Here is a 25,745-nt window from a genome sequence, read left to right as displayed (position 1 = left end):
AGCGGGCACGGCCCGCATACCCCCCTACGCGCCCCCCTGCCTGGACGCTGACGCGGCCCGCACTGGACCCCGCCCCATTCCGGGCCGCCATCTCGCCTGAACCGGGCCGCCAGCAGACAAAGACCAAAACCCGTCATCCTGCAACCACCCAACCCCACAACCAACAAGCGCCAATGCACCAGCCGCGACGTCACGAACAACACCACCCGCCAACCGCGCACAGCCCCGATCTTCACGACCACCACCGCCAGACGGCCTGCATCACGATGAACAGAGGAGCCGAACACCTACCAGACCTCGACTGCAAACCCATTCCGCGCCAACTCCCACACGAATGAAACAGCGACGCACCAAAAGCCGGATGACAATCACCGGCAAATACCGCAAGTCAACCGAGCAATACGCCCCGCTATCCCACGGCAAACCAAAGCGCCGCCAGGCCCAGAGCCTTCAACAAGCCAGAAGCGTCAGTCCGGCCAAGGCGTCCGGGCCGTGGCACGGGTCCTGGTGAGAAGTCCGCCAAACGCGTTGAAGCGCCTGCGAAAGTGAGCCCGTCCGGGTGTCACAGCACCGGTGGCGCCAGTGGGTCCTGCCATGCTCAGGCCATGATCAGAACTCTTCGGTTCGAACATGAAGGCACGGCCTACCGGGCTGAAGTCGACGACAACAACGACAGTGAATCTTCCGACACCGTCGAGGTCTACGGCCCCGACGACAGGTTGATATCCGACTACGACACATGCGAACACACCGACGAAGCTGTGATCGCTGAGGCCAGGAACGAAATCCGGTGACGGCGCAGACGATCGTCATCTTCACCGACGGCGCCTGCCGCGGGAACCCGGGCCCAGGCGGCTGGGGCGCCGTCCTACGCTTCGGCACACACGAACGGCAGATCTACGGCGGCGAGAAATCCACCACCAACAACCGCATGGAGCTCCTGGCCGCCATCATGGCCCTCGAAGCGATCACCACCCCGCACGCAGTGCAGCTGTGGACCGACAGCCAATACGTGCGCAACGGAATCACCACCTGGCTCCCCGGCTGGAAACGCAAGGGCTGGAAAACCGCCACCGGCCAACCGGTCAAGAACATCGACCTCTGGCAACGCCTCGACAACGCCGCAGCCCAATACGACGTCGACTGGCGCTGGGTCAAAGGACACAACGGGCACGAAGGCAACGAACTGGCCGACACCCTGGCAACCCGCGGCGCCTACGAATTCGGGGGAGCCGCCGAACCAACAGGACCACCCCGGCGCCGCCGCCGGCCAACCCAGAGCAGGAGCAGAGCATGAAAAACTTCAAGGTGGGCGATCTCGTCCAGCTCGACCACGAGTACAGAGTCATGGGCAACCCGAGCCTGTTCAGGATCCGCAGCATCACCGCGGGCAAAGCACTACTCGGCCAACTGTCCGACCGAACCGACGGCTACATCGGCATCGACACCGAAGTGGACCTCAGCGACCCCGAACTGGTCGCCCCCTACCCAGAGGTTCTGGCCATGTACCCACGGGCGGCCGCGGCCCAGCAATGATGAACATCAGCATTGCGGCCGGGACACAGTGCTCCGCCCCGGGCTGCACCCTCACCTACGCCGGAGACCCCGATGCCTTCGTGGCTGAAGGCTGGGGACTCATGCCCGTCGACGGCCACGCCTTCTGCCCGGAACACGGTGCCACCCCGGAAGTCCTAGCCATCCTCCGCGCGCAGGCCGACGACGACCTCAACATCCAGACTGAGCGGCCGTGCCAAAACTGCGGCGACGAATGCCTCATCTTGTCGTCGAGAGACTGGTGCGATCTTGTCGTCGAGAGACTGGTGCGACGGGTGCGAAGAGGCAGGCTGAAATCCCACGCCTGGAGAGAGGGCCACTTATCGGCCCTGGCCGTTATTCTTGCCGACGTGAGCATCGTCGCCCAACCCGCGGCCACCACCCTCAAGGCCTGAACAACCCACCACAGGAGCAGACATGACGACCGGATGGTGCGACACCCGCGATACCCACGACGGTGGATACGAACACACCCGGCAACCCACCTGCCGCAACTTCATCTCTGACGCCGAACACACCGACCAGCTGGTCGCTCAGGCCCACGAACACGACCGCAAAACGCAGATCCTCTACCCGAGCGGAGCGACCGACCCCGCAGCGGACTACGTCGCCCAGCACCGCCCGTACTGAAGACCGCCAGCACCACACCTGACAACAGGCACCTAGCTGTCGGCCGCGATATAGGCCCAGATAATGCCGCCAAGCCAGGAAAAGATCCAGAGGAAGAACCCAGCTCCGAAGGTCAAGAACCCGATGACCAAGATCACCAGATTCACTCCGATCATCACCAGCGCTCCTGGGACGGTGGCATAGAGCATGCCCAGGGGCCCGAAGAGACCGGCGAGCAACGCGGCTATCCCCGGGTTCTTAACGACCGAGACGTTCACAACGGCTGGCGGGTAGTGGTAGGGGTAGTGGGGGTCGTCTCCCGGTCGTGGGTACGTCATGCGGCGTCCAACTCCCCTCGAGATAAGCAGCTCAGGAAGGCCGCGGTGAGCGAATAGTAGCGTCAGCGACAGGGTTCCCGGCGGATTTTATGTGACCCGCTCAAGCGGTTCCCCGGGTTCAAAATGGCCTGCACCCGGGTGGTGGCCGGGAATAGTGAATTGCCTGCGACTCAGAACAAATCGTCAATCAGATCGCGGGATCGTTGCGGAACATCAACACCGGGAAAGAAGCGCTCGACGATCGCCCACACCTCCGCTGCCGACGTAATACCCAGGTATCCCACCAAGAACCGCAGATCCTCGGCATCTCGAACCGCACGGGCCGCGAGCGTCTTCATCGCCAGCAGGTGATCAGCGGGGGTGGCCACGACTTGAAGGTGCGGGTGGTCGAAGACCCGGATGCCCTCCCCAGGGGACCTGGCGACGTAGACGGCAGCCTGGTTGTTCAGCCAACTGGCCGGCCAGTGGTTTTCGTCAGCCACCTCATGGATCGCAGCGATCATCGGGCCGTCAGGCCCAAAGAGCGCGTCGATGTCGCGGGTCGCCAGACGATCAGGGTCGTACGCCAGCAGCATCGCGGCGCCACCAACAACGTGAACATGACCAACGATGTTGCGACGCTGAAGCTTCAAGGCCAGTGCGGCGAAGGCCCGGTGAAGCTCGGAGACGTCGAACAACGGCTCAGGCATCACAGGGACTCCGTCGTGAGAGAGGTCATGACGATCAAGATAAATTCCCCTACGCCGAAACGACGCCGGCGTCCACAACAAGGCGTGTCGACGAGCAGACGGTAAGGGAGACACCCACCAGGCCCGAGAGAGGAACCGGTCCAGCGTCACCGTCCACAACGGCCCAGGCAATCCAAACCGGCAAGAAACGTACTCGGCCGCCGCGGCAAGCAGCGCGTCGAAGCGTGGGTCCCCGATCAATGCCGGCTCAGCCGAACCGAGAGCTACCGCGCGGGGACCGGCTTCATCAGCGCCGCGGCAGAATTCGAAAAACACCCGGAGGCGATTCGCGTCATCGGGGATACCAGCGATTGCCGCAGCCGCCTCGGACAAAGTCAACGAAGTGCCCGCAGGGGTGAGGTCGGTTCGAGCGCCTTGGCGGCGGCGAACAGCCAAGATGTCGCTTGCCGGATACCCAGAGACGCGGGGGATGCGACGCTCGGCCAGTAGGGCGCGTGCCCGTGCTGGCGTGACGCCCCAGTGCTGAGCCGCCTGGGTTGAACTCCACAGCTCCACCCCCCCAACATACGCGCAAAACGCGCGGAAGTTACGGGGCGACCCCTTCAGTGAGGTCGAGCACCACGCCCGCAGCCCACTTGTATTCAGCGGATCCGCTCAATCCTGCTGATACTGCCGCTGACCACCCACTGATCGTCGCCATCGCCAGCACCGTCTTCGACCACGACACGGAACACACCGCCGACCGCCGGCCAGGCATCCACACGGCTGATCCGATAGCGGCCCTCATCGCCATCCAACTCACCTCGGTTGAGGTTGACGACGTACGTGCGGTCCTGCGTCGCTACCCGCCACACGCCGCGAGTGTCAGGCGCCAACGCGTCGACAGTCTCCCCGATGAGCCCGTACCCGCCGGCGATCGCGCAGGCCGCGCACAGTGTGCGCAAGTAACTGAGAGGGCTGGCATGCAACGCACCAGGTACACCGCACTCTTCGCAGCAACTCGCGCAACGCTTCTCGGCTGCGGCGACCAGCGAGTTCATCTGCGCCCGCAACTCGGTCCGTGCAGTGCTGAAGTAGTAGCGCAGTCCAGCGAACTTCTCTTTGCACTGGTGCAGCTCATAGTCGGGATCGATCGCCGCCAACTGCTGATCGAGTTCGACGATGATCGGGTACCAGCCGGGGCCGGTGCTGATCCAGCGACCCCACCCATCTGGGATCCGGAGGATGATTCGCCGCAACGGGTCCGCATGCTCGCCCGCATCATCCGGGATGTGCAGCTTGTCCACGGTTGTCTTCGGATCTAGCCGCGAAATTGCCTGCAGCAGCTGGCCGGCGGCAGCTCGGCGCTCGTCGGCATCACCGGACTCGAATGCCGCGCCAAGCTCGCTGGAGGCCGCGCGAGCGGCGCGGTAACGCGCCCGCTCTGCCTCGGTCAGTTCCTCGGGGTCGCCGCCAATGGCCACATCCCTGAGTGTGTCACCGCTCGGCGACAAGGAAGGAGGAGCCCGTAATTTCCCCACGTGGCACATTTCAGTGAGACAGTGCCTGGCATGCAGGACCAGTACCGCCATCACCAGCAGCGCTCAGAGGGAGAAGCCGTGCAGGCGTGGGTAACACTGTTAGTCGGCAGTCTCGGCGCGCTCGGGGTGATCATCACCTGGCAGCAGAAGAACCGGGCCGACCGGCGCAGCGAATGGTGGCGCCGAACTGCATGGTCGTTCGAGCGCACCTTCAGTGCAGACGAGGGACAAGCCGAACTCGGCTGGAAAGCCCTGACGATGCTGATGCGCTCTACACTGGCCACCAAGGATGACTCCGACATGGTGCAGGTCATCGCGGAGCAGCGGGCATTGAGCCTAATTGGCCAGGAGGACGACGATGGCGGTTCGGAGACCACCGGCGCCGAGGGAACCCAGACAGACCCCGCCTAGTCTGCGAGTCGCCCGTGCGGCTGCCCAAGCCGCAGTGGCCGCGAGCAAGAAGACCGGGCGGCCGGTAGACCCGAGGGTCAAGGAACTAGCAGAGTCCGGGCGGTAATCCCACTCGAGGGGGATAGCAGTGCGAACGTGGTGGCCGATACCAGCGTTCTTGCTCGCAGCTGCGCCCGGTATAGCCGGAGGGAGCCTGCAGCGCTCCCACGGCGCCGGTTCCGAGCCAGGCCTGACGCTCACACACGTAAGTGCAGCGCTTCTCGTGTTCGCCGTGGCAGCCTCCGCCGCCTGGCTAATTGCACGCCGGACCGGCTGCAGGGCACTCATCACTGCCACCGACGGCCTGACGACCTTCCCGATCGCCGGCCCGTACGCGACTGCGCGCGAGGCTCGCATAGACCTGCCGAGGGTTCGTGAGCAGTTCGACCCAGCTGGCCGTTATCGCTGGGACGTTGCGACTACGTCCGACGAGACGGTGGTCGGTGTGGCGAACGCTGAATGCCGTCCGCGGAGCGCGCACGTGCCCGGCGGCGCTTGAAGCGGTGCCCGTAGGCACCGCCAGGGACCGTCGACTCGGGACGGCCGGCAGCCTCGCAGTGCACTCTCTCCGCTCGGCGGTAGCAGGGGGCGTCGTTGAGGTGCCCCGGCGAGTATCGCAGCAACCGAAATGTCGGTATCAACTGCAAAGCTCATCAACAAGAACCACGCTCGAGCAATACGAGGGATGAAAGGCGGAGCGAAACCATGACCGCAACGGTCTCAATGGGAGGCGTCCGCGTCATGTGGGTAGGTGCTGCTGCCGAGCGCATGGATCAACGAACGCCGTGGTGGCGGCAGGCGCTCACCCCATCGTCGACGAATTCCCCCCTGCCTGCGCCGAAGCTGCGCTCGTCAGCCCTTCAGGCACCCACAATCGGGGACAAAGTCGATGAAGTAGTGACCGACCCGGCGAGCCGAGCAACCAGCTTGGGCGTCGATGTCACATGGCCTGGAGAAGAACCGTCAAGGCTGGAGTTCAGGGGTACTGACAACGGGCCGGTCTGGATGTTCAGCGCCGGGCTCGGCTGGGTCATCGATACGTACGTGACCTGGCCGAACCTGTTCGGCGCCCTGTCGCCAGAGTGGGTACGAAGGTTTTTCGGGTACGGCACCTGGACCGCGCACGAGATCGTGGCGATTCGACAGGTAACCCCAAATGTTGTGATGTGCTTGGCGAATGGCTTCGACATCGCCAACCGGCATGGCGAAATCCATCCTGAATGGATCGGCTTCGCGCGGGTGAGCGATACATCCGTGGCGCTACTGCAAGGCAACTTCGACGAGAAAGATACGGCCGCGGCGCTGATGCAAGGCCACTTCGGCGAAACCGATGAGCTGCGGCCCCGGCGTGGGGACCTCTATGGGCTCATCGCAACCTATGACCTACGGCGATTCGCGCCCGAATTCGGCGTGCAATGGGTGAGGAATTTCCTTGGCGACACACGGGGGGTTCAGGAGTAGTGAGGCGAAGATGAGCACATCCGGTAGTGGTGACGAGATCACCGACGAGGATCTTCGACAGGTTGTGTTCGGCGACCTCGAAGTGCCAAGTGATGCTGTGGTTGGCGAGTGGGTGAGGACACCCCATGGAATTCTGCGGGATCTGACCTTCTCACCAATCTACGAGGAGCCCGGCGTCGGGACAGTAGAACTCCTCGGCCAGCAAGCACAGAACGGGGAGATCCGGTATGGGGTGCGGATTAACGTAAACGGTGACGTTTCAACGGAGTTGGCGAGCTTAATAAGGGCAGCGATCGCCGACACCGTGAGCAACGCCGAAAGCCTCAACGGAGAAAGTGCGCCGTAAGCGGACGGACCTGAGCGTGGCAAGCATTCTGCCGCGTGTCGGGCATTGAACCGCTGACCGCTAGAACCGTGTGAAAGACCTACCGAACGCACGCCAAGGCAACTACAGCTGCCCGACCGTCGTTATGGTTCAGGTATGCCCAGCTGCACATTCTGGATACAGCCGATGCCGGCACTGCCGTGAGCGGGGGGACACCACCGCGGCCGTGGGTGCAGACGGTGCCGCCAGGCCACATCACCATGCCGGTCAACGAGGTTGTCGCGCTAGCTGATGCCATCCTCGAGTACGCACCGGCACCCCTGCCGACCAAGCTAAGACGCACGCTGGCCGAAGCCGTCTATCGGTGCGCCGGAGTCCCAGACGCATACGAGAACCCGGACTGGCTGCGGCTGCGTGACCAGATTCTCGCGCCAGGGGTTGATCCCCTTTTGACCGTGCTCGGGCAGGTACTTCCGCCCGTAGCGGCAGCAGCAAGGAAGTCACCAAACCCTGTCGTAGATCAAGCATTAGCCGAATTAGGTGAGCTACCGGAAACGATTCTCGCACTCGGCCGCAACGGGCCGATACCGCCGATGATGGAGCGCGAACTCATCTCCACCATGAAGCGGATCCTTCAACGAGTCCAGGGCCAGTACCCCCCAGCGCCCTGAGCGCCCCCAAACGACAGTTGCAACGGCCTCGATGGGCGGGCGGGGCCTCAGTTGCCGCCGAATGTGAAGCCGAGCTGTCCGTCCACGCCGCCGGGCTGCTGATCCTGGTCTGCCTCCGCGTAGTTGGGTCTGCGCTGTACGTCGTTGGCATTGTGGCCAGGCCAGGTCACTCCGGCGGCGGCGAGGTCGGCGTAGCTCGCAACCGGTTTGGCCAGGATGGCGTCGAGCAGCGCGGCCTGTGCGGGCTCCCCCTCGACGAGGCGACTGAGGACCGACAGCAGGTCGATGAGCTCGCCGTTCCACTCCGTCGGCCAGGTCGTGGCGTTGATGTCGTCCAAGGGGCTGGTCCTGCGCCCGGTCGGGTTCGCTTTGCGGTAGTTGAACCAGGACTTGAGGACTTCACGGCCCCCGACAGTGTAGTCCCAAACCGACTGTGGGACAGGGCCGAATGAGCCGCCGCCGAGGTGGATGGTGGCGGTATCGGGGTCGTAGGTCATTGCTGACGGCATGGCGTTGACAGCGGTCAGGTTGGTGATGCGGCGCGAGTCGCCGGCGGGGTATCGGACGTCGCTGCCGTGGGTGTCGGTGAACCGTTCGGCGTAGGTGTGCAGCCAGATCACATGGCGACCGATCTCGATGGCCTGCTGGAACAGGTTGGGGTCGGTAGTGATCGGAATGCGGATTCCCGGAGTTTCCAGTTCGTCGGTGAAGTGTTCGGTGAATCCGGGGTGCGCGGTGACGCCGGCGATGTAGGCGAGTAGATCGTGCGCCGATAGTTCGCGTTCACTGATCGTCGAGAGTGCCCCAAGGAGTCCTTTGGCCAGGTTTGGTCGGCCAGCGGGATGCAGCAGCGGCAGTGTTCGGCCACCTCGTCCGTTGAAGTGGTGGGCATCGGGGATCAGCGCAGAGAACACCGTTCCGGGGCCATCGCTGATGGGCTCTGCGTGCTGCTCGACAGTGAACACCTGCCCTGGGACGCGGGCCGCCCACAGCGGTGGGCGGGCCTGATCGAGCAGTCGACTGTCGGCGACGATCCATTGCCTATCGAACGATCGTGAACCGTACCGGGCGATGTGTGCGCCAGCGGCGTAGCGCAGGGTTTCCGCGGTGAACGGTCGGTCGGTCGTCTGCTCGGTGTCTGCAGACAGCGGCGCGTTGGTGGACGAGAGACTGCGGTCGCGTGTTGCTTTGAACAGCACGGCTTTGCGTGCCGGGTCCGACTCGGAGATGAGTCGTCGTAGCCGTTCCTTGAGGACGGTGGGCGTGGGGGCACTCGGCCAGTTGCGGTTGGCGGTAACTCCTGTGCTGCTCCACGGCATCAGGTCGTTGAGCGCCGGGTAGTCGTCCCACTGCGACCGGGCGGCGGGCGTGAACGGGGCCTGCCAGGTGGTGCGCGTCGGATGCCACTGCATGTCGTCGACGTTCAGCTTGGCCAGGGCGTCGTACTTCTCGGCACGGGGACCGTGCACGGCGGTGTAGTGAATCTGAGCGGGAATCTGCGGATCGCAGTCCGGCGTTCGCGTGAAAATGGCGATCGCCAGGGGCTGCTGCACGCCGGGGAAAATTCGGGTGGCAACGTCAGGTCGTTGTCCTTCGGGTGAGACGTCGATGATCCAGCCTTCGGTGGTGTTACGACGCAGATATTCGCGCATCCCTTTGAATCCGGGGCCGCGCAGGTAGCCCGATGTGGTGATGTAGCAGACGATTCCGGTGTCGCCGTTGGACTGGGCTTTGTTGGCGTCGAAGACTTTCCAGGTGCCCCAACGCCAGAAGTAGACGTACAGGTTCTTCAGGTTGAATTCGTGGCGGCCGTTTCCTTCGGCCCGGAAATCGTCGAGCGGCTTGTAGGGATCGGCGCCGCTACCCCGCTCAACCCAGCCACCCATTCCCTCGGCACGTTCATGATAGGGCGGATTGCCAATTACCACAGTCACTTTCGTCTTCGCTTTGACGCGGGCTGCGCGCTTGCGGGAGCGGCTGATCAGCTCCAGCCCGGAGCCCAGTTGGGTCTGCTCCGCGTAGGGATCGTCGAGGGTGTCGGTGACGAACAGGCCGAGTCCTCTGGGTGGCAGGGTGGCACCGATATCAGCGAGCAGGTCGGTGGCGCGCAGCTCGGCGACGGCGAACGGCCCCATCTGCAGTTCGAAGCCGTAGAGCCGGGTAGCCAGGTCGGTCACCGCGCCGGCGACAGCGCCCTTGCCGTCGCGGGCCTCGACGCGTTCAGCGACGTGCTCGATGACCTGCTGGAGATACCCACCGGTGCCCATCGCAGGGTCGGCGATCACCACCGAGGGGTCGGCGAACCCCTCGGGCCGGTCCAGTCGTTGGACGAGAACGTCTTCGGAAAGGCGCACCATCTGCTCGACGACCTGGTGCGGTGTGTAGTAGGAACCGGAGAGCTTACGCAGCTCTGGATCATATTCGCTGAGGAACCGTTCGTAGAGGTGCAGATATGTATCGCGGTTTCCGGCACGGACTTTCGGCCAGTCGACCGCGCCGATCACGCGTACCAGCAAGTCCAGTGTTACCCGGAAGTCAGCGGCAACGTAGTCGGTGAGCAGCTGCAGGGCACGTGACATCAGGGAGTGCTGCCCGGCTAGCTTGGTGCCAACCTCGTGCAGACTGCCGGCGGCAACAAGGTCGATGTTCTCGGTGCGGGCCAGCAGCAGGGCGAAGGTGACGGCCTGGGCGTACCCGTCGGCGAAGACGTCATCGGTGGCAGTGGGAAACAACAGGGCGCGCCAGTCGCGGGCCAGGCCGTGGAACGGCTGGTCGGCTTCTTTGGCGCCGGCCGCGATCGCGCGGGTTTCTTGGGCGAGCTGGTCGAGGACTTCCCCGCGCAGGAGCCGACACAGCGGTGCGACCTCGCGAACGAGTGTGACGACGCCGGTGATGTCGACCGGGTCCCACCGCAGAAAGTCAGTCAGGAGGACCTCGAAGTCGTCCCCGCAGGTGAGTTTCGTCCCGGCGGTACGCAGTGCGCCACCGGCCAGGTGGACAGGCTCTCCGACTGGGTCGCCGTGGTGGTAGAGCCGCCATTCGGTCCCGTTGGTGTAGATCAAGTTTGGGAAGTCGCGTTGGCGTTCCCATTGGCGCTTGTTGTGGCCGGTGAACGATTCGGGGTCCAGATTCGCCCCCGGTTTCTTGACCTCCAGGTAGCCGGTGATCGCACCGTCGACCCGGATCGCGTAATCCGGGCGGACACCGCGGTCTTTATCGCTGACTTCGTCGTGAGGAACGACTGTCAGCGACAGGTTCTGGCCGGCGGCGGCGAGCAGTTCTTCAATGGGGGCTCGGATCGCGGCCTCGGCTTCTCCTGGGCCGGCCAATTTCTTCTTGCAGACATCACCGAGTGCTGATGTCGCGTCGACGATCCACTGCGCAGGCATGCGTCCTCACAAGTCATTCCAAGCATCTGAGGACATCAAACACTGCTGTCCGTACAGGGCCGGGTATTTCTGGACTCTGGAGCGCCGGCAGATGCCAGCGCTGTACAGGCTGGATGGCCGGAATGTCGCCGGGAGAGCCAGGTGTTTTACCGGCCGCCGTGGTACCGAGCGGGCAACGGCATGGGGCTGGTTCGGGTCTTGTCCAACGTCAGACCCCATTGCGCCAGCCACGGGCCGACAAATTCCGCGACCGTGGTCGTTTCGTCGCCCCGGATGGCGATTCCGACTGCGGTTGCGGTCCCATCGGCGTGGCGGTAGTAGACCGGGCCGCCGGAGTCGCCGCCAGCTGCCTTCACGTCGAAGACGACGCCGGTGTCGTCGACATAGCTCACGTCGCCGCACTGGAGGCCACGATGACAAGTCGTTGGTCCAGCCCACGCGTGTATGGGAGAGCCTCGCAGGACCGAGCTACCCGCCCGCTTCGCTGGTTCCGTCCAGCCCACGCGTGTACGGGAGAGTCGAAAGTGCGGTCTCTGGTGTGTGTGCGCGGCACCTACAAGTCCAGCCCACGCGTGTATGGGGTTCCCCGCGCAAGCGGGGGTGATCCGTGGACAGGGCCGCCGGAGTCGCTGCTTGCGCCCGTGTTCCCCGTGGACGCGGGGTTGGTTGGATGGCCGGAATGCCGCCAGGGAGAGCCAGCGCCTCCCTGGCGGCATTCCAGATGAGATGTTTTACCGGCCGCCGTGGTATCGAGCTGGCAACGGCGCGGGGCCGATCCGGGTCTTGTCAAGACTCAAATCCCACTTCTTGAGCCAGGGAGTAATGAACTCAGCGACGGTGCCGGAGTCGTTGGCTCGGATAGTGATTCCGATCGCCGTGGCGGACCCGTCAGCGTGACGGAGATACACCGGGCCACCTGAATCCCCGCCCTCGGTATCTGCCCCGAAGACGACCTGGGTGGGGCTGACGTAGCTAACCGCCCCGCACTGGAGACGAGTTGTAGCCCCGTACTTGCATAGCGTGTCTCCGACGGAGACCCGGAGGGCATTAGCCGCACCAGTGACTGGCCGAATGTCGATAATCGAGGAGTTGGACGGTGCGGTGCCGGTTAGCTCCACGAGCGCAATGTCGGAGTCCTCGGCGGTGTCACCGTGGACGGTCCGGGTGAACGCGCCAAGCGCTTCGAACTGTCCGGCAGCAGTGTTGTACCAAGCGGCGCCGCCTCGGTCGCAGTGTCCTGCAGTAAGGAATCCCTGCCGACCCTCAGGTGTGTGTACCAACCAGCCGGCAGTGCACGTGCCTCCGTCGTCGGCGGCCGCGTTCGTGGTGACGATCGGGATGCCCGGAGCGAGGTCGCGGGTGGGAGGCAGAGGCGGGCTCGCGCTTGCAGTAGGGGCGGTGATCAGCGTCAGCGCACCGGCGATCGCGGCCGCGGCGGTCTTCAATGTGCGCATGGTCATCACCCCCCTATGAGCGCGGGTTTGTCGGCGTTCCTCGATATTATCGCGCATTTTCAGCCCAGCGCCTAGGCATAGTCGCGGCTGAGCCTCCTGACCTGTGGCTTTCCTGGCTGCGTGATCGGCTGAGCAGCGTGTTCATGCCCTTGAATCGCTGATCCCGACAATTACACTTATCGGGAGGTAGCGGCGAGCGCGGATGCGACGCTGGGTGTCGGGATCGGGGGCAGGATGAGTGGCGCAGGCGACGAGCCGAAGTCTGAAATGGCGGGTGCTGAGGAGGTCATCGGTAGCTCCTGGCCGACCGACAGTGAGACCGCTGTGCACGATGCCGCGAAGGAACAACTGAGGCTCGCAGGCCTGCTGCATGATGCGTCGCAGACGGCAGGGCACGGGCGGGACTACGCGCTCGATGAGATGGAGGGCGAGGCCGCCGAGGGCATCGCGACGAAATTCGGGATCCATGTCGGGGAACTCAGCGATCGGGCACTGCAGCATCAGCAGATTGCGGGGTGGCTGACCGCCTATGCGGGTGCGATCACCACCGCAAAAAAGGCGATCAACGGCGCGGTGGCGATCCACTCAATCGACCACGTCGCCCCCAAGACCGAATTTCACACTCAGGCACAGAAGGACTCCAGCTTGCAGGCGGCCCATAGCGTGGTGGAGCAGGCAGCGACCACCCTGTACACCGCCAAGTCGCAGGTGGCCACCGGGATTGCGCTGGGTACGAAGCCACCGTTGATGCCTCAACTCCCGAAGGGGGGACTGTCGGCCCCCACGGCGGGGACCGAGGCGTCGGGTCCGGACGGTCTGCCGTCGAATTTCCCCAATGGTGGGTTGACGCCACCCGGGTTGACGCCACCCGGGTTGTCATCCCCAGGCCTGTCGTCGCCGGACTTGCCTCCAGCACCGAGCCTGACCCCCCCCACTGCGCCAGCTTCGCCACTGTCGGCCCCAGCTAGTGCGGGCGGGCCGGCAGCGCCGGCCGCATCTATCCCACCGCCGACGCTGCCCACGGAGATGGCGGGTACGCCGGCGTCGTCGCTACCGTCGGCGGCGGAATCCTCGCCGATGAGCGGGATGGGTGGCATGCCGATGAGCGGTATGCCAATGGGCGGTAGTGGTATGCCGATGCAGCCGCCGCAGATGCCTCAGATGCCGACGCAGACTCCGGGTGCGGATATCGCCAAAACCGCCGGCGACACCATCGGCAAGCTGGCGGGCGGGAATGGTGGCGGCGGGGCGCAGTCGTTGGACTCAGCGACACTCGACAAGCTGCTTGACGCCAACTCGTCGTCGAGTGATGGCGGTGGCCTCGACGACGGGAAAGGGCTGTCCTTCAAGGACGATGACAAGTCGTTGGCCAGTGCCACCGGGGGTGGCCTCGGCCACAACGGCAGCGGCGCCAGCACCACCCTGACCAATCCGTACAGTCCCGCCAATGCGAATCCGAGCTTGAACAATCCGACGCCGTTGGTGGGGCCGCCGTCACCGGCGGCGCCGACGATCACCGCGACGCCGCCTGTGGTGTCGGCTCCGGTCACTGAACTGTCCGGTGACGAGTCGATCCCGCATCAGGCGACGTACTCGGCGTCCCACGCCGGTGTCGCTGATGCGCCCGGGGTGACCAGCCCCGCCTCAGGGCCCAACACCGGCGGTGCCGGGGGGCCTGGTGGTCAGCAGCAGGTGGGTGGCGCCCTGGGGGCTTACCCGCCGGGCGCGGCCGGGTTCACCCCGATGCCGCCGATGGGTGCAATGGGCGCCGGTGCCGGTATGGGTGCGATGGGTGCGCCGGCGTCGATCCCCGCGATGGCGGCCGGCGGTGCGGCAGCTGCGGCCGCGCCGATGCTGCTGCCCACCAGCACCACCACCAAGACCGAAGCGGCCGCATCGTCGTTGTTCGCCGACCCTGCTGGGTCAGCCAACTCCAACTCCGAGCGTCTTGCGGTGCTGCCGCCGGAGCAGGCCGTGGCCCACGAGCACCTCGCCGGGGTACTGAAGGCATTCCGGGACCGGCCGGGGATGGCATGGACGACGGTCAAGGTAGCCATCGGCGTGTTCATCTACGAGGAGCCCGGCCTGCCGACGCAGCGGATCCGCTACGTCATGGCCACCACCGACGGCCTGTCACTGATCCCGATGAACGTCAAGGTGCCCTCGGGTATCGAACTGCTCGGCGGCCTCATCGACCCGACCGGAAGTTTCTTCGCGGAGTGGAGTGGCAACGAGCGGCCGGCGATGAAGCTGGTTGCCGCGGCCGACTCCTACCCACACCTGCTGGGTGACCTCGACTACCTGGTCAGCAACGACACCACCGATGGGACGCTGTCGCCGGCACAGGCGGGAGATGTCGTGGAAGTCGTGCAGTCCAAGACGCAGACAGAGGCGTTGATCGCCACCCACAAGGCGTCTCCGGCGACCCGACCGCGGATGACAGTCGAATGGCCGCGGATCGCCCCGCAGCAGGCCGCGGACGCCCTGGCCGCGTTCGGGCGGGCGTGGCGGTTCAACGACGGCAGCCCGACCGATCCCGCCGAGGCCACAGCCAGGCTGTGGGCGGCCCGCTGGGGTTCCGGGAATCGGGTGATGGAGCGCCCGGACGACTACCCGGCGGTGCTGGCAACCTTCTGGTACGAGGAAGGCATGGAGGCCCTGGCGTTGGGGCGCCTCGACGACGCCGCCTACGCCGCCAACGCACTCGCTGACATCAACCCCTAACCGAGCTAAACCAGCCTGGATAGGATTGGCGCTATGTCCGAGCTGCTCAGTCCGAAGGATGCGCTGGCGTCGTTCCCGCCAGTGCGCCGCACGCACGACAGCCTTGGGCTCAGCATCAACGAGATCATCCGCGAGGAGATCGCGATTGAACGCGACACCCTCGAGCTTCTTGCAGAGCGGTGACTGAACTCCCAATCGGCATCGACGACCTCGTTGAGATCAACCGCGGCGTCACCGGTGGAATAGCGCACGTCACCGATCGCGGCAGCTTGGAGAGCGCCCTAGCCAGGCCTTTCCACACGTTTGACGGCGCGCCACTGCATCCCACCGTCGCGGGACAGGCTGGGGCGCTCCTTGAAGGAATAGTGGCAGCTCATGGGTTTAGCGACGGGAATAAGCGGACGGCCTGGATTGCAACCAAGACGTATCTGCGGCTTCAGGGCTTCCGCCCGCTGAAAGTGCGTGACGTCGTGGCTGCCGACTTCGTCGAAGGGGTCGCGATGCACCAGTACCGCGGCGCCGAGGTTGCGGTGTGGATTGCGGAGAACCTGTTCCCTTGATCCGGGTGGTGAGCATGGCATGGCCACCACAACCACGATTCCGGTAGTATTACCGGTAGCAAAACCGGAAGTGGGGAGGGGCTGAGATGGCCGCCACATTGGATCGAGCAATCGAAGCCAGCGAGATCGTGGACGCGCTGAAGCCGTTCGGGATCTCGCAGCTCGACGTCGCCGCAGTCACCCGCGTGTCAGACCGCGCTGTGCGCGGGTGGCGTACCAACGACATCCGCGCCGATCGGTACGACCAGCTCGCACAGCTCCGCGACCTTGTCTTGCTGCTCTCGGACTCCCTAACCCCTCGCGGCGTCGGTCAATGGCTGCACGCAATGAATCGGCTCCTTAGCGGCCAACGTCCGATCGACTTGCTGGCCCAGGACCGCTACGACGAGGTGCGCGGCGCAGCTGAAGCCTTCGTCGACGGCTCCTACGTTTGAGCCTCGAAAGGGCGATCGCGACGGCGCCGCGGCGCAGGTTGACCGGCAGCTACTGGCACCAAGGCCCTACACGGCGCCCCGTCGTTTCCTGCGCGAGCCCTGCCCGAGGTCCGGGCCGCTACCACTGCGCCGGTGAGCCGGGCGTCTGGTACGCCTCCAGTCGGGAGCAGGGCGCATGGGCCGAGCTCTTCCGGCACTTCGTTGATGATGGTGTCGACCCCTTCGAGATCCGGCGCCGCATCGGCCGAGTCACGGTCGATCTCGAGGTCCTCGATCTCACCGATAGGAGAACACGCTCGCATCTCAATTTGGGTGAAAGCGAGCTGGTTTCGGACGATTACGCTGCCACGCAGGCCGTCGCGGCCGCAGCCCGCGTTGCTGGATTCGACGCGATATTGGCTCCAGCGGCAGCGCTTCCCGGCTGCGTTACTCTCGCGGTCTTTGTGGAAGCCTTGCCTAATGTTGTCGCCAGCCGATCGCAGGTCCGCCAACCGCCGCCGCGGCTCGCTGGTCTTCTCGGCCGGATTCGCCTACGCCACAACCTGCCCGACTCAATACGACGACTTTTCAAGACACTCGAGCAGGCTGGGGCCGAGGCGATCCGCCGACGCCGCTAGGTACGGCCTGGCTTGTTCTTCTGCAAGCTGCCGCAGCCTCGCCCGGACCTCCCGCAGCGGCGCGAGAGTCCGGTATTTCGCTACTCAAATCTGGCAGCATGGAGCCATGGCCGGGGCTATTCAGGTGCAACGATCGGGACCCGCGATTCGGGCTGCACTGGCTGAGTACGCACCGGATGACCTGGTCGACTTCGAAGGCGAGTTCCGTACTGCGCTCGCTGCAGCCGATGAGGACTTCGACTTGGCCCGTGTCGAGGCGGTGATCGACCGGTGGTGGGGCAGGGTTCATCTACGAATTCATCCGCCAACGGATGAGGAACGCGCTGCTGTCGCTCGAGTCGCCGCGGGAGATGAGCCCGGTCGCGCTCACCCACACTGCTAAAGCCGGGCTGCTGCTGATTGAGCGAGTCGGTGTCGGCGAGCGCGAGCGAGTCGCCGGTCGAGGATTCGCGTGTCGCGGCCACGGAGCTCCAGGTTTGGCAGCCAGCTCAGTTGCTCGTCGCTGAGGCCTGCGGGGTCTCCATTGTGATCGCGTCCGGTGATGACGACACTGCCGCGCAGCAGCGGAACGTCTCGGGCGGTGAAGGCGGTTGCAGCGACTAGCATTTCGGCTGCGGGTCGGTTGATGATCTGGACGGTTCGGTGGGTGGTGAACCAGAAGACTATTTGTCTGTCGGAGCTGGTGATGGTTTCCAGGCGGTCGTCGCGGACGTCGTCGGCAATGTCGTTTATGTCGTGCATCCAGGCGAGGTACAGCAGCTGGTTGTGGCTTGCATGGATCGACTGAAACATGCCTGAATTCTACGGCGGGGCATGGCTATTAAGGCAGGGAACGGGTCGGGCGTCGGGTGGGGTTGTCCTGGAGGCGCGCCGACCCGGCGGGAAGCAACTATAGTTGGGAACATCCAACTATAGTTGCAGTTAGGGGTGGTGGCTGATGCAGTTGAATCGACCATTCGCGAGTGTCACCCCGACGCTCGACGGCGACGTGCTCGCAGTGCTGGCCGCGGTGAGCGGCGAGGCATTCACCATCAGCCAGATTCGGCGCATCGTCGCCACCGCATCCGGTGAAGGCATCCGCAAGGTGCTCGCACGACTGGTGGCGCAGGGCGTGGTCCTGCAGAGCCAGGTCGGCCGAACCAACACCTACCTGTTCAACAGTGAACACCTTGCGGCCGAGCCAATCCTGGCTCTTACCCGGCTGGCCAGCACGCTCCTGGAACGCATCGCGGAGCACCTGGGCCAGTGGCAGGAGCCCCCGATCTATGCCGCGGTCTTCGGGTCGGCGGCGACCGGCCGCATGAGCCTGGACAGTGACATCGACCAGTTTCTGGTGCGCGGGCGACCAGCGAAGAGTGCTCGCCCGCAGGATGATTCGGATGTTTGGGATCAGCAGGTGAGTGACCTGACCCGGGCGGTGAGTTTGTGGACGGGCAACGATGCCCGGGCTGTGGTGTACACGGAGGCCGATCTTCGTACCGCGATCGCCGCTGGCGAGCCGTTGATTCGGGATGTGGCCGGCCAAGGGTTGACGGTCCGGGGAGAGCGGTCCTGGCTGACGCGGCAGCTGCGTCCGGCGCAGACAAGCGCGAAGCCCAAGCGCAGTGTCTAAGAGTGCCGGATGTGTTGCTATTTCCTCGTGGCGAATCTCAGTAGTGCACCTGCCCGGTTGAGGTCTACGGCCGAGGAGTTGGTGGCCGAGGCGTCGGAATTTGTGCGGCGCCGGCGTGCCGAGGTGTTCGGTGCAGGTGCCGGCAGGCTGGCTTCCGATCTGGTCCAGACGAAAAGTGGGCCGACTGATCCGGTGACGGTGGTCGACACCGAGGCTGAGCGTCTGATCCGGGATCGGCTCGTTGATTTGCGGCCCGGTGATGCGGTGCTGGGTGAGGAGGGCGGTGACACCGGCGGTGTGTCCGGTGGTGGCCCCGACGCGGTCACGTGGGTGGTCGATCCGATCGACGGCACCGTGAACTTCATGTACGGCGTCCCGATCTATGCGGTGTCGGTGGCGGCCATGGTTGGTGGGGTGTCGATTGCCGGCGCGGTCGCGGACGTGGTTGGTGAGCGGATCTACTCAGCCGGCCTCGGGTTGGGAGCTCATGTCAGTGGCCGGCAGGGCACTACACGGCTGCGCTGCACCGACGTTACCGAGCTGTCGGTGGCCTTGCTGGGCACCGGGTTCGGGTATTCGACGCGGCATCGGGCGGCTCAGGCGGCGCTGCTGGCCCGGGTGCTGCCGGCGGTGCGCGACGTGCGCCGGATGGGTTCGGCAGCCCTGGATCTGTGCATGGTGGCGGCCGGGCGTCTGGACGTGTACTACGAGCATGGGGGCAATCCGTGGGACTACGGGGCGGGTTCCCTGATCGCGGCGGAGGCGGGTGCGCGGATCGTGCTGCCCGGACCGGAGCTCGGCGGCGGTGAGGTGATCGTGGCGGCGGCGCCAGGCATCGCTGACGAGTTCATTGCGTTGCTGCAGCGCGAGGGTGGGTTGGAGCCGATTCCGCAGTAGGCGAGGGCCAGGGCCGTGATCTGTTGGGCTGTGAGACTCCTGGGAATGCGCGAAGCCCGAGCGCCGCGGTCGTCCGGCCGGGTCTCGGGCTCACTTCCTGAAGCTCAACGCAACAGGCGCTATCAGCTTACTGCTCTCGCTGCGGTGCCGTATAGAGCAGCGGTGCGGCTTGCGTTGTGTTACCAGAGAAAGCGGGGCGCTCACCAATTGTTAAGGTGACAGTCAGGTTGGGTTGAGTCACCGGAGGGGCGACAGCATGACGACAGGTAGGCGTACAGGGGGCCGGGCGGTGGCTGCCGTCGGCGCAGCGGGGGCATTCGCGGCGTTCGGGTTGCTGTCACCGATCAGTACGGCGACTGTGCACGCCGAGTCCGGTGTCGAGGACCTGCTCGACATGGTCGGCTTCGGCGCCGCGGATCCTGGTGTCGCCGCTGACACGTCGGTCTCGGCCGCGGAGACGTTCAACCTGTTCTGGATCGGCGCGAACGGTGAGGGTGGCCTGCATGCCCACCTGGAGGACTACATCAACGACAACCTGTGGTGGTTGAACCCGATCAACGCCTGGTTCGCCTTCGACAATCACTGTGGGCTGATCTGCAACGGTGCTGACTCGACGGTGATCACCAACGAGGATGGGCAAATCATCGGCGGGGCCGCGGCCCAGAACGGCGGCTGGTTCTTCGGCGACGGCGGCGACGGCGCGGCAGGTTTCGCCGGCGGATCAGCCGGAATGCTCGGCAATGGCGGTGCCGGAGGCGCTGGCTACCTGCAACCGGTGGACGAGGACTCAAACGCCGCGGTGGCCGTCGCCGGCGGGGCCGGTGGCAACGGTGGATGGCTGTTCGGCAACGGCGGCGTCGGCGGTACCGGGGGCGGCCCCGACGTCAATCCGTGGGGCTACTGGGACTTCAGTGGAGACGGCGCCGCAGGTGGAGCCGGTGGTAGCGCAGGCCTTTTCGGCAACGGCGGTAACGGTGGCATCGGTGGGTCCGGTGCCAGCTTCGGATCTGACTTCAACTCCATCCCTACAGGTAGTTTCACCACCGTCTACGGCGCAGACGGCGCCAACGGCGGTGATGGCGGCAGGGGCGGTGACGGTGGATCGATTGCCGGAAACAGCGGCAACGGCGGCGATGGCGGTAACGGCGGCCGCGCTGGCAACGGCCTGCCTCAGCTCCTTGTCTATCCAGGCACCCCCGGTGACGGTACCGACGGTGGTAACGGCGGCGTCGGTGGCGATGGCGGAGTAGCCGGGAAGGCAGCCGGGCTGCTGGGCGGGGCCGTGGGGAGTTCCGGCACCGGCGGCTCAGGCGGCGGCGGCGGTGACGGCGGCTACGGGTACGGAACTGGCTACACCGGCGGCGACGGCGGCAACGGCGGTGCTGGCGGCAACGGTGCTGCCGATGGGAATGGGGGCATCGGCGGCAACGGCGGGAGAGGGGGCACCGGCCAGCACGGGGCTGACGCTGGCGATGGCGGCAACGGCGGTAACGGCGGCGATTCGCCTAATGGCGTCGGCGGGACCGGCGGCAACGGCGGCGGTGGCGCCGGAGCCTTCCAAGGCAATGGACTCGCCGGCGCCGGCGGCGATGGCGGCGATGGCGGCAGCTCCGGGAACCAGGCCGGGACAGCAGGAACCCCGGGAACCAGTGGCACCGGTCCGGCCGGGACCGGCGGACTAGGCGGGGCTGGCGGCGCCGGCGCCCAGCCCGCAGATCCGGCTTAAGCCGTGAAAGCGAAAGCGTTCCACGTCCTGGTCGGCGGCCTGCTCCTGGCGGGCTGCAGCTCCGGTGGCAGCCCTGCGGGGACTTCGACCGGAATAACGGCCCACTCCACGCCGAGCGTGAACACCGGTGAAGCCGAGGCGGGTCCGGCATCGCCGACAGTCGGCTCCGAAGGTGGTTTCCCTGACCTGAATCCGGTTGTCGGGCACGGCCAGACGACTGGTGCCGGGGCGACGATCACGCCGCACTCGTTCGAGTACCCGACGAATCGGAGTCCCGATTTCCCGGCAGAGAAGGGCCAGTGGGCGGTGCTCGACGGTGAACTGTGTGCCGGATCGGAGCCGATCAACAAGACCGGCTACGGGTTCAGCCTCGTCGACGCTGAACACCACGAGTACAAGCCATTCGATTCCTCGCGGCCACCGTTCAGCCCGTCGATCACCGGTACCGGGACGCTGTTGCCCTCGGAATGCACCCGCGGGCTGGTGGCTTTCGACGTCCCGCAAGGGACGAACATTGTGTTTGTGCGGTGGGAATACCCGGGTGACGGCGGCCCGCTCCGCTGGGCTGTGAGCTGAAACAGGGCTCCGCTGCCAGGGCTCGGACTGTCCTGCTTTTCGTCGTGCGAGGCTTGTGTCGCGGCGGCAGAATGCGCTGTGGCCACTGCTACGCTTTAAACTCGACCGTACGAATCGAGGAGACTTAACCACCATGGCTATTCCGGTGTTCTTCACAGCAGAGTTGGTGCCCTGGGACGACGTCCGTGGCGGCGTTGTCGACGAGGCCATTGAGGCTGTCGGGGCTGAGATCAAGAGCTTCTTCGCCGACAAGGGCGATTTCGTGATGGGCTCCGGCAATGACGCTGTGGTTGGTTTGACCTACGACGAGAGCGCCGAAGACCCGAGTGTTCGTGTCGCAGTTGCCACTTTGGTCGGTGGCTTCCGCGACCTGGCGGACGCGGACGCGGCCTTGGCGCTGGCCAAGAGCTTCACCAGTGAACAGTTCAAACACGTGACGGCGTCGCTGGACGAGTCCTCGATCGTCACCCACCCCACGGGCGAGTCGGACACGGCCGGCGCGTCCTGATGTCGGCGTACAGCATCGCCCACGGGCCTGAGGCCGCGGTGGACTTGGTTGTCGCCAATGACCGCGGGGGCCGAGAATCCACGCTGAGCATCGTCGCCGCCAACTGTGCGTTCGTTGACGGTCAGTGGACCGGTATCGAGCAGGCGGCGGCGTCTTACCGCGAATTCCTGCTGAACTCGCCGCTGCGCCACAACCCGGACCTGGACGGCGTCGATCTGGTTGCGGTGGACTACATTCGGCTGATCCGCTCTGAACTGGAGGAACGCAATATCCAGGACGGGCGTCCGCAGTTCGCCGGGCTCTGAAGTCGTACCGGCGATGACATCACCTGATGCTGATGGCGATGACCGGATCGGATTCCCCCTAGCCGGATTCCCGAGCCTGTCGAGTCCTGCCGATGTCGGTGGGCAGACTCAGGCGTTCGTGCCCCCGTCAGTGCCTTCGGCTTCGGCTCCGGCCCCGGCCCCGGCCCCGGCCCAGACTCCGTTACCGGCCCCGGAGCCGGAGCCGGTAACGGAGTCTGGGCCAGCGCCAGCGCGGGCGGCCGTGCCGCCGCGACGGGATGACCTGAACATGCCGCCCCCGGCGGCCCGGGTCGCCACCCCCGCGGCCAAGGACTTCGACAACGATTGGCGCACTGGCGAATACCGGCGACCGCCGGCCAGCGCGGGCCGATCAGACTTGGTCCGCAGTTTCGAGGCGGCAGACTTTTATAGGGTCTCGGGCTCGCACAGCAAGCGGAAGTGGATCGGTTGGGGTGCGGCGGGCGCCGCAGTCCTGGCGTTGGCGTGGCTGCTGTGGCCGTCATCTGACGGCGACCAGGCCGCCGACGAGGCGATCCCGCCGGTACCGGCCGCGGCCCCCGAGGACATCGCGAAGCTCGAAAGCCTCCTCCCGCGTGGCTATCCCGCCGGCACCTGCCATCCAGTGCCGCCTAAGGCGGGCGAGCGCGCGAAGTTGTTCTGCTACCGCAACACTGATCCAAATGGGCCGAGTTCGGCGACGTACGCGCTGGCCGAGGACAAGGAAAATCTGGATGCGTTGATGGCCTACGTCGTTGATGAGGGCCATGCGGTTGTGTGCCCCGGCAATGTGCAGTCGCCGGGGCCGTGGCGGCGGACTGCGAACCTTTCGCAGAAGGCCGGAGTGTTGATGTGCGGTGTGCCGGACGATGTTCCGACGGTGGCCTGGACCAATGATTCAGCGCTGTTGTTGGGCATCGTGGAGACTCCCGGTCCGCGGCCGGCTACGTTGGCGAAGCTCTACGACTGGTGGTCGAAGCACTCCTGAGGCTGGCACCGTAGGTGCCGTTGCAAAGAGGAAAGCCCCGACCGTTTCCGGTCGGGGCTTTCCTATTGCCGAGCAGGCGGATTGGCTCAGACGCCCATCCAGCCGCGGGCCATCTTGTCCATGCCGATCTGGTCGTGGTGGGACTCCATGACGGCGCGGTGGACCATCTGGGTGATCTCCGACGCCTCGTTGCGGATCTGCTGCGACTGCATGGCCCATTCCATACCGGCCTGGGTGGCGTCACCGGAGGCGACGTTGTCCAGGTGCTGGTACTGGGCGTCCATGGCGTGGGAGTGGTCCTGACCCTGGGCGTTGAGCGCCATGATGCCCGCCAGGGCGCCTTCGATGTGTCCGCCGTTGTAGAGAACTGTGTCCGACATGATGTGCCTTCTTCCTGTTGAGTCTGTTGGGTGGCCGGTGCTTACAGCGAGGTGATGGCGAAGATGCGGCCCTGACGCTCGGCCTCGGCCTGGTCGGTCATGTCGGCGAAGTGGCCGATGCCGTGGAACTTCTCCTGCGCGGTGGCGGAGTGCTGGTCGACCTTGGCCTTAAGCTCGGCGACCTTGGCGGCCACGGCAGGGCCGGCGAGGCCCTGCATGCCGACCGCGGCGAGTTCGTCAGCGAGGTTGGCGAACTGCGCATAGGTCTGCATGAAGTCCACGGACGAGGAATGTCCGGCGTTGGCAATGCTGCGCATTTCACCACTGGTGAGCTTGATGATCATTTGAGACCCTTCCCTTCAGTTAACGGTGGTGGCCTCGGAGAGGAGCTCCCGATACCCCCTGCTCGCAGATTCTAAAGTGCGCTACTGGCTCCTGCAAAGGGGTCTTGTGCGGCGCGCCCGGTTTTTTCTGGACGTTGCTGGTTCTGTCTTTGCGCAGGTCGGGGCGGTTTTTGGGGAAATTCTGGCTGTGGGCGGCGGAAATCCGGGCTGTGGGCGTTGTTGTCGGGGTTCGGCGCGGTGAATGCGCTTAAGCTGAAGTTGATGAATCGTGGTGCGCACCGATAGGGGGGTTGGGAACGTGCATCAGACGCTTCAAGAGGTATTGGCCGGTGTCGACGAGATCGAAGCTGCTGACGCGGCGAGGCGGAATGCTTTTGACCAGGCTGTGGGCATGTATATCGACGATGTTGTCACGCCGGAGGTGGGGGTGTCGGTGTGGCGGGGTCGGGTCCTGGAGATTCAGATCGCTGATGCGTTCTGCCAGCGTGACGTCGTCGAGATGAGGAATGTGCTCAACGGCGTCATCATCAATGCGTTCGCGGCGTGGCACAGTCATTATCTGGAGCTTTTGGAGGCGAACGGAGTGGAGGTCTGAGTGCCTGAGCAGTCGGATCGGGTCGCGGCGAACCTGGCGGCGCTGAGCGAGGTGCTCTCGGCGATCGGGATCGACGAGGACGGCAGCGGCGAAGCCGCGGAGGCTATCCGCCGCGTACTGGCTGAGCGTAGTGACCATTTGGAGCAGATCTCTTCGGCAGCGGCCGCCGTAGCGCAGGCGGCTCGGGAGCGCGAGGCGCTGGTGAAGCAGCGGGAAGTCGCCATGCCTTCGGATGATGAGATCCGGGCGGCGCAGGAAGCGGTGATCAACTCTGCCGGAACCAGTGGTGAGCAGAGTGCCATCGAGCGCCTCGCTGATCTGTTGGCGCAGAAGCGCGATGCGCAGAAGGACTTTGAGAAGGGCGAGGAGCTCGCGGCCGATGGGCTCGAGTCGGCGACGCGGGATCTGTCTTCGGCGGCGCGTATGCCCGCGGCTGGCCCTGCTGCTGCGATCGGACCGCTGATGGGACTGCTGTCATCGTTGTCGAAGGTCGGCACCGGCGGTGGTGGAATGCCTGGCGGTGCTGAGGCTTCCGAGGCAGGCGCGCCGACGGGGTTTGCGCCCGAGGAGCAGGATCCGGTCTCGGGTGTGCTGGCGCGGTTGGCTTCTGGTGATCACGGTGGAAGTGGTTTGCATAACCGGGAATTCGGTGATTCGGAATTCGCCGATGGTGCTGGGCAGACTCACACCGCTGGCGCTGCGTTTGGTGGTCAGCAGATGCCGACCTTGTCGGGGGCTGTCACCGGGGCGGATGTGTCGGGCCGTGGAGCTGCCCCATTCGCGGTTTCCTCGACGCCGGTGGGATCGGCTGGTGGCGGCGGTATGGGTGCCGGCGGGGGTATGCCGATGGCTCCGATGATGCCGCCGATGGGCGGTGCTGGTGGCGGCGCGGCGCAGGGTAAAAGTCGGGACAAAAACTCTATTATGAATACCGATCCGGATTTCACCGGTGCCGATATTGAAGCCGATATCGCGACGTCGGGGGTCATCGGTCGCGGCGAAAGTCAGCGGCATTAGCAGTG

The 25,745-nt window shown here is 65.3% G+C and carries 33 protein-coding genes; 24 read left to right on the top strand and 9 right to left on the bottom strand.

Features of this window, described 5'->3' with window-relative positions; translation table 11 throughout:
- Positions 1 to 605: 605 nt before the first annotated feature.
- The 5 genes from AWC16_RS18430 to AWC16_RS18410 are packed head-to-tail and all read left to right on the top strand — an operon-like array spanning position 606 to position 2,184.
- A complete protein-coding gene (locus AWC16_RS18430; RefSeq protein ID WP_085266196.1) occupies positions 606 to 794 on the top strand; it encodes a hypothetical protein in 189 nt (62 codons plus the stop codon).
- Positions 795 to 811: 17 nt separating this feature from the next.
- Positions 812 to 1,297 (top strand): ribonuclease HI, encoded by a 486-nt coding sequence (gene rnhA, locus AWC16_RS18425; protein WP_085266203.1) that lies wholly within the window; start codon positions 812 to 814, stop codon positions 1,295 to 1,297.
- Positions 1,294 to 1,536, top strand: coding sequence for a hypothetical protein (locus AWC16_RS18420; RefSeq protein WP_085266195.1), 243 nt, complete (start codon positions 1,294 to 1,296; stop codon positions 1,534 to 1,536). The genes rnhA and AWC16_RS18420 overlap by 4 nt, the downstream gene beginning before the upstream one ends.
- A complete protein-coding gene (locus tag AWC16_RS18415; protein ID WP_085266194.1) occupies positions 1,533 to 1,949 on the top strand; it encodes a hypothetical protein in 417 nt (138 codons plus the stop codon). Before AWC16_RS18420 ends, AWC16_RS18415 begins: the two co-directional genes overlap by 4 nt.
- Before the next feature lie 22 nt (positions 1,950 to 1,971).
- Positions 1,972 to 2,184 carry a hypothetical protein gene (locus tag AWC16_RS18410; protein ID WP_085266193.1) on the top strand — a complete coding sequence of 71 codons (213 nt, stop codon included), beginning with the start codon at positions 1,972 to 1,974 and terminating at the stop codon, positions 2,182 to 2,184.
- 32 nt (positions 2,185 to 2,216) lie between these two features.
- Here AWC16_RS18410 and AWC16_RS18405 read toward each other — a convergent pair whose 3' ends face one another.
- From AWC16_RS18405 to AWC16_RS18395, 3 genes are all read right to left on the bottom strand, one after another.
- A complete protein-coding gene (locus tag AWC16_RS18405) occupies positions 2,217 to 2,501 on the bottom strand; it encodes a Sec62 family protein translocation protein (protein WP_085266192.1) in 285 nt (94 codons plus the stop codon).
- Between the two features lie 170 nt (positions 2,502 to 2,671).
- Entirely contained in the window at positions 2,672 to 3,796 is a 1,125-nt protein-coding gene (locus tag AWC16_RS25740) for a hypothetical protein (RefSeq protein WP_337339807.1), read from the bottom strand.
- Positions 3,797 to 3,831: 35 nt separating this feature from the next.
- Positions 3,832 to 4,761 (bottom strand): hypothetical protein, encoded by a 930-nt coding sequence (locus AWC16_RS18395; RefSeq protein ID WP_207572356.1) that lies wholly within the window; start codon positions 4,759 to 4,761, stop codon positions 3,832 to 3,834.
- Between AWC16_RS18395 and AWC16_RS18390 the strand changes: the two genes are divergently transcribed.
- The 4 genes from AWC16_RS18390 (at position 4,741) to AWC16_RS24010 (ending at position 7,617) form a co-directional block, all read left to right on the top strand.
- Complete coding sequence (locus tag AWC16_RS18390) at positions 4,741 to 5,121, top strand: hypothetical protein (RefSeq protein ID WP_085266190.1); 381 nt, start codon at positions 4,741 to 4,743, stop codon at positions 5,119 to 5,121. The genes AWC16_RS18395 and AWC16_RS18390 overlap by 21 nt on opposite strands.
- A gap of 744 nt (positions 5,122 to 5,865) precedes the next feature.
- Entirely contained in the window at positions 5,866 to 6,621 is a 756-nt protein-coding gene (locus AWC16_RS24015; protein ID WP_133055984.1) for a hypothetical protein, read from the top strand.
- 10 nt (positions 6,622 to 6,631) lie between these two features.
- A complete protein-coding gene (locus tag AWC16_RS18380; protein WP_085266188.1) occupies positions 6,632 to 6,967 on the top strand; it encodes a hypothetical protein in 336 nt (111 codons plus the stop codon).
- 239 nt (positions 6,968 to 7,206) lie between these two features.
- The gene (locus AWC16_RS24010) at positions 7,207 to 7,617 is read left to right on the top strand and encodes a hypothetical protein (RefSeq protein ID WP_133055983.1); all 411 of its coding nucleotides are present in this window, start codon (positions 7,207 to 7,209) and stop codon (positions 7,615 to 7,617) included.
- A 47-nt stretch (positions 7,618 to 7,664) separates the two neighbouring features.
- Here the strand turns inward: AWC16_RS24010 and AWC16_RS18375 are convergent, their stop codons facing one another.
- The 3 genes from AWC16_RS18375 to AWC16_RS18365 form a co-directional block, all read right to left on the bottom strand.
- Positions 7,665 to 11,006: a type ISP restriction/modification enzyme gene (locus AWC16_RS18375; RefSeq protein WP_085266187.1), complete on the bottom strand. Its 3,342-nt coding sequence runs from the start codon at positions 11,004 to 11,006 to the stop codon at positions 7,665 to 7,667.
- A gap of 146 nt (positions 11,007 to 11,152) precedes the next feature.
- Positions 11,153 to 11,398: a hypothetical protein gene (locus AWC16_RS18370; protein ID WP_085266186.1), complete on the bottom strand. Its 246-nt coding sequence runs from the start codon at positions 11,396 to 11,398 to the stop codon at positions 11,153 to 11,155.
- 339 nt (positions 11,399 to 11,737) lie between these two features.
- Entirely contained in the window at positions 11,738 to 12,460 is a 723-nt protein-coding gene (locus AWC16_RS18365) for a S1 family peptidase (RefSeq protein WP_234812337.1), read from the bottom strand.
- Between the two features lie 267 nt (positions 12,461 to 12,727).
- Here AWC16_RS18365 and AWC16_RS18360 point away from each other — a divergent pair, with 267 nt between their 5' ends.
- The 6 genes from AWC16_RS18360 to AWC16_RS25310 all read left to right on the top strand — a co-directional run bounded on the left by AWC16_RS18360 (position 12,728) and on the right by AWC16_RS25310 (position 17,177).
- Positions 12,728 to 15,184: a WXG100-like domain-containing protein gene (locus AWC16_RS18360; RefSeq protein WP_085266184.1), complete on the top strand. Its 2,457-nt coding sequence runs from the start codon at positions 12,728 to 12,730 to the stop codon at positions 15,182 to 15,184.
- Between the two features lie 33 nt (positions 15,185 to 15,217).
- Positions 15,218 to 15,367 (top strand): hypothetical protein, encoded by a 150-nt coding sequence (locus AWC16_RS24480; protein WP_165759261.1) that lies wholly within the window; start codon positions 15,218 to 15,220, stop codon positions 15,365 to 15,367.
- Positions 15,364 to 15,744 (top strand): type II toxin-antitoxin system death-on-curing family toxin, encoded by a 381-nt coding sequence (locus tag AWC16_RS18355; protein WP_085266183.1) that lies wholly within the window; start codon positions 15,364 to 15,366, stop codon positions 15,742 to 15,744. The genes AWC16_RS24480 and AWC16_RS18355 overlap by 4 nt, the downstream gene beginning before the upstream one ends.
- An 86-nt stretch (positions 15,745 to 15,830) precedes the next feature.
- Positions 15,831 to 16,178 (top strand): DUF2384 domain-containing protein, encoded by a 348-nt coding sequence (locus tag AWC16_RS18350; RefSeq protein ID WP_085266182.1) that lies wholly within the window; start codon positions 15,831 to 15,833, stop codon positions 16,176 to 16,178.
- The gene (locus tag AWC16_RS18345; RefSeq protein WP_085266181.1) at positions 16,175 to 16,795 is read left to right on the top strand and encodes an RES domain-containing protein; all 621 of its coding nucleotides are present in this window, start codon (positions 16,175 to 16,177) and stop codon (positions 16,793 to 16,795) included. Before AWC16_RS18350 ends, AWC16_RS18345 begins: the two co-directional genes overlap by 4 nt.
- A 106-nt stretch (positions 16,796 to 16,901) precedes the next feature.
- Complete coding sequence (locus AWC16_RS25310; RefSeq protein ID WP_085266180.1) at positions 16,902 to 17,177, top strand: DUF6247 family protein; 276 nt, start codon at positions 16,902 to 16,904, stop codon at positions 17,175 to 17,177.
- Here the strand turns inward: AWC16_RS25310 and AWC16_RS18335 are convergent.
- A complete protein-coding gene (locus AWC16_RS18335; protein WP_085266179.1) occupies positions 17,174 to 17,587 on the bottom strand; it encodes a hypothetical protein in 414 nt (137 codons plus the stop codon). The genes AWC16_RS25310 and AWC16_RS18335 overlap by 4 nt on opposite strands.
- Before the next feature lie 145 nt (positions 17,588 to 17,732).
- Here AWC16_RS18335 and AWC16_RS18330 point away from each other — a divergent pair, with 145 nt between their 5' ends.
- From AWC16_RS18330 to AWC16_RS18300, 7 genes are all read left to right on the top strand, one after another.
- On the top strand, positions 17,733 to 18,407 hold the full coding sequence (locus tag AWC16_RS18330) for a nucleotidyltransferase domain-containing protein (RefSeq protein WP_085266178.1): 675 nt from the start codon (positions 17,733 to 17,735) through the stop codon (positions 18,405 to 18,407).
- 27 nt (positions 18,408 to 18,434) lie between these two features.
- On the top strand, positions 18,435 to 19,304 hold the full coding sequence (locus AWC16_RS18325) for an inositol monophosphatase family protein (protein WP_234812336.1): 870 nt from the start codon (positions 18,435 to 18,437) through the stop codon (positions 19,302 to 19,304).
- Positions 19,305 to 19,560: 256 nt separating this feature from the next.
- Positions 19,561 to 21,030 (top strand): hypothetical protein, encoded by a 1,470-nt coding sequence (locus AWC16_RS25670; RefSeq protein ID WP_207572355.1) that lies wholly within the window; start codon positions 19,561 to 19,563, stop codon positions 21,028 to 21,030.
- A gap of 3 nt (positions 21,031 to 21,033) precedes the next feature.
- Positions 21,034 to 21,606 carry a hypothetical protein gene (locus tag AWC16_RS18315; RefSeq protein ID WP_133055982.1) on the top strand — a complete coding sequence of 191 codons (573 nt, stop codon included), beginning with the start codon at positions 21,034 to 21,036 and terminating at the stop codon, positions 21,604 to 21,606.
- Positions 21,607 to 21,739: 133 nt separating this feature from the next.
- On the top strand, positions 21,740 to 22,114 hold the full coding sequence (locus AWC16_RS18310; RefSeq protein ID WP_085266175.1) for a hypothetical protein: 375 nt from the start codon (positions 21,740 to 21,742) through the stop codon (positions 22,112 to 22,114).
- Entirely contained in the window at positions 22,114 to 22,419 is a 306-nt protein-coding gene (locus AWC16_RS18305) for a hypothetical protein (protein WP_085266174.1), read from the top strand. The genes AWC16_RS18310 and AWC16_RS18305 overlap by 1 nt, the downstream gene beginning before the upstream one ends.
- 268 nt (positions 22,420 to 22,687) lie before the next feature.
- Positions 22,688 to 23,404 carry a hypothetical protein gene (locus AWC16_RS18300; protein WP_085266173.1) on the top strand — a complete coding sequence of 239 codons (717 nt, stop codon included), beginning with the start codon at positions 22,688 to 22,690 and terminating at the stop codon, positions 23,402 to 23,404.
- A gap of 86 nt (positions 23,405 to 23,490) precedes the next feature.
- On the opposite strand, the gene AWC16_RS18295 is transcribed toward AWC16_RS18300, so the two are convergent.
- Both AWC16_RS18295 and AWC16_RS18290 read right to left on the bottom strand, forming a co-directional pair.
- Positions 23,491 to 23,784 carry a hypothetical protein gene (locus AWC16_RS18295; RefSeq protein ID WP_085266172.1) on the bottom strand — a complete coding sequence of 98 codons (294 nt, stop codon included), beginning with the start codon at positions 23,782 to 23,784 and terminating at the stop codon, positions 23,491 to 23,493.
- A 41-nt stretch (positions 23,785 to 23,825) separates the two neighbouring features.
- Entirely contained in the window at positions 23,826 to 24,128 is a 303-nt protein-coding gene (locus AWC16_RS18290) for a hypothetical protein (RefSeq protein ID WP_085266171.1), read from the bottom strand.
- A gap of 268 nt (positions 24,129 to 24,396) precedes the next feature.
- On the opposite strand from AWC16_RS18290, the gene AWC16_RS18285 reads away from it, so the two are divergent.
- Positions 24,397 to 24,723 (top strand): hypothetical protein, encoded by a 327-nt coding sequence (locus AWC16_RS18285; RefSeq protein WP_085266170.1) that lies wholly within the window; start codon positions 24,397 to 24,399, stop codon positions 24,721 to 24,723.
- The gene (locus AWC16_RS18280; RefSeq protein ID WP_085266169.1) at positions 24,724 to 25,740 is read left to right on the top strand and encodes a hypothetical protein; all 1,017 of its coding nucleotides are present in this window, start codon (positions 24,724 to 24,726) and stop codon (positions 25,738 to 25,740) included. It begins immediately after the preceding gene.
- Positions 25,741 to 25,745: the final 5 nt, after the last annotated feature.

Source organism: Mycolicibacter longobardus (assembly GCF_002102265.1).
In the GTDB taxonomy this organism is placed as follows: Bacteria; Actinomycetota; Actinomycetes; order Mycobacteriales; family Mycobacteriaceae; genus Mycobacterium; species Mycobacterium longobardum.
The sequence above is the reverse complement of the archived record's forward strand: the minus strand, read 5'-3'. Positions and strand labels throughout refer to the sequence as shown.

Excerpts from the sequence above, each read along its gene's own strand:
- AWC16_RS18430 (WP_085266196.1), top strand. The coding sequence starts at position 606 with ATGATCAGAACTCTTCGGTTCGAACATGAAGGCACGGCCTACCGGGCT.
- AWC16_RS18420 (WP_085266195.1), top strand. The coding sequence starts at position 1,294 with ATGAAAAACTTCAAGGTGGGCGATCTCGTCCAGCTCGACCACGAGTAC.
- AWC16_RS18415 (WP_085266194.1), top strand. The coding sequence starts at position 1,533 with ATGATGAACATCAGCATTGCGGCCGGGACACAGTGCTCCGCCCCGGGC.
- AWC16_RS18410 (WP_085266193.1), top strand. The coding sequence starts at position 1,972 with ATGACGACCGGATGGTGCGACACCCGCGATACCCACGACGGTGGATAC.
- AWC16_RS18405 (WP_085266192.1), bottom strand. The coding sequence starts at position 2,501 with ATGACGTACCCACGACCGGGAGACGACCCCCACTACCCCTACCACTAC.
- AWC16_RS18390 (WP_085266190.1), top strand. The coding sequence starts at position 4,741 with ATGCAGGACCAGTACCGCCATCACCAGCAGCGCTCAGAGGGAGAAGCC.
- AWC16_RS18395 (WP_207572356.1), bottom strand. The coding sequence starts at position 4,761 with ATGGCGGTACTGGTCCTGCATGCCAGGCACTGTCTCACTGAAATGTGC.
- AWC16_RS24015 (WP_133055984.1), top strand. The coding sequence starts at position 5,866 with ATGACCGCAACGGTCTCAATGGGAGGCGTCCGCGTCATGTGGGTAGGT.
- AWC16_RS18380 (WP_085266188.1), top strand. The coding sequence starts at position 6,632 with ATGAGCACATCCGGTAGTGGTGACGAGATCACCGACGAGGATCTTCGA.
- AWC16_RS24010 (WP_133055983.1), top strand. The coding sequence starts at position 7,207 with ATGCCGGTCAACGAGGTTGTCGCGCTAGCTGATGCCATCCTCGAGTAC.
- AWC16_RS18375 (WP_085266187.1), bottom strand. The coding sequence starts at position 11,006 with ATGCCTGCGCAGTGGATCGTCGACGCGACATCAGCACTCGGTGATGTC.
- AWC16_RS18365 (WP_234812337.1), bottom strand. The coding sequence starts at position 12,460 with ATGCGCACATTGAAGACCGCCGCGGCCGCGATCGCCGGTGCGCTGACG.
- AWC16_RS18360 (WP_085266184.1), top strand. The coding sequence starts at position 12,728 with ATGGCGGGTGCTGAGGAGGTCATCGGTAGCTCCTGGCCGACCGACAGT.
- AWC16_RS24480 (WP_165759261.1), top strand. The coding sequence starts at position 15,218 with ATGTCCGAGCTGCTCAGTCCGAAGGATGCGCTGGCGTCGTTCCCGCCA.
- AWC16_RS18350 (WP_085266182.1), top strand. The coding sequence starts at position 15,831 with ATGGCCGCCACATTGGATCGAGCAATCGAAGCCAGCGAGATCGTGGAC.
- AWC16_RS25310 (WP_085266180.1), top strand. The coding sequence starts at position 16,902 with ATGGCCGGGGCTATTCAGGTGCAACGATCGGGACCCGCGATTCGGGCT.
- AWC16_RS18335 (WP_085266179.1), bottom strand. The coding sequence starts at position 17,587 with ATGTTTCAGTCGATCCATGCAAGCCACAACCAGCTGCTGTACCTCGCC.
- AWC16_RS18330 (WP_085266178.1), top strand. The coding sequence starts at position 17,733 with ATGCAGTTGAATCGACCATTCGCGAGTGTCACCCCGACGCTCGACGGC.
- AWC16_RS25670 (WP_207572355.1), top strand. The coding sequence starts at position 19,561 with ATGACGACAGGTAGGCGTACAGGGGGCCGGGCGGTGGCTGCCGTCGGC.
- AWC16_RS18310 (WP_085266175.1), top strand. The coding sequence starts at position 21,740 with ATGGCTATTCCGGTGTTCTTCACAGCAGAGTTGGTGCCCTGGGACGAC.
- AWC16_RS18305 (WP_085266174.1), top strand. The coding sequence starts at position 22,114 with ATGTCGGCGTACAGCATCGCCCACGGGCCTGAGGCCGCGGTGGACTTG.
- AWC16_RS18300 (WP_085266173.1), top strand. The coding sequence starts at position 22,688 with ATGCCGCCCCCGGCGGCCCGGGTCGCCACCCCCGCGGCCAAGGACTTC.
- AWC16_RS18295 (WP_085266172.1), bottom strand. The coding sequence starts at position 23,784 with ATGTCGGACACAGTTCTCTACAACGGCGGACACATCGAAGGCGCCCTG.
- AWC16_RS18290 (WP_085266171.1), bottom strand. The coding sequence starts at position 24,128 with ATGATCATCAAGCTCACCAGTGGTGAAATGCGCAGCATTGCCAACGCC.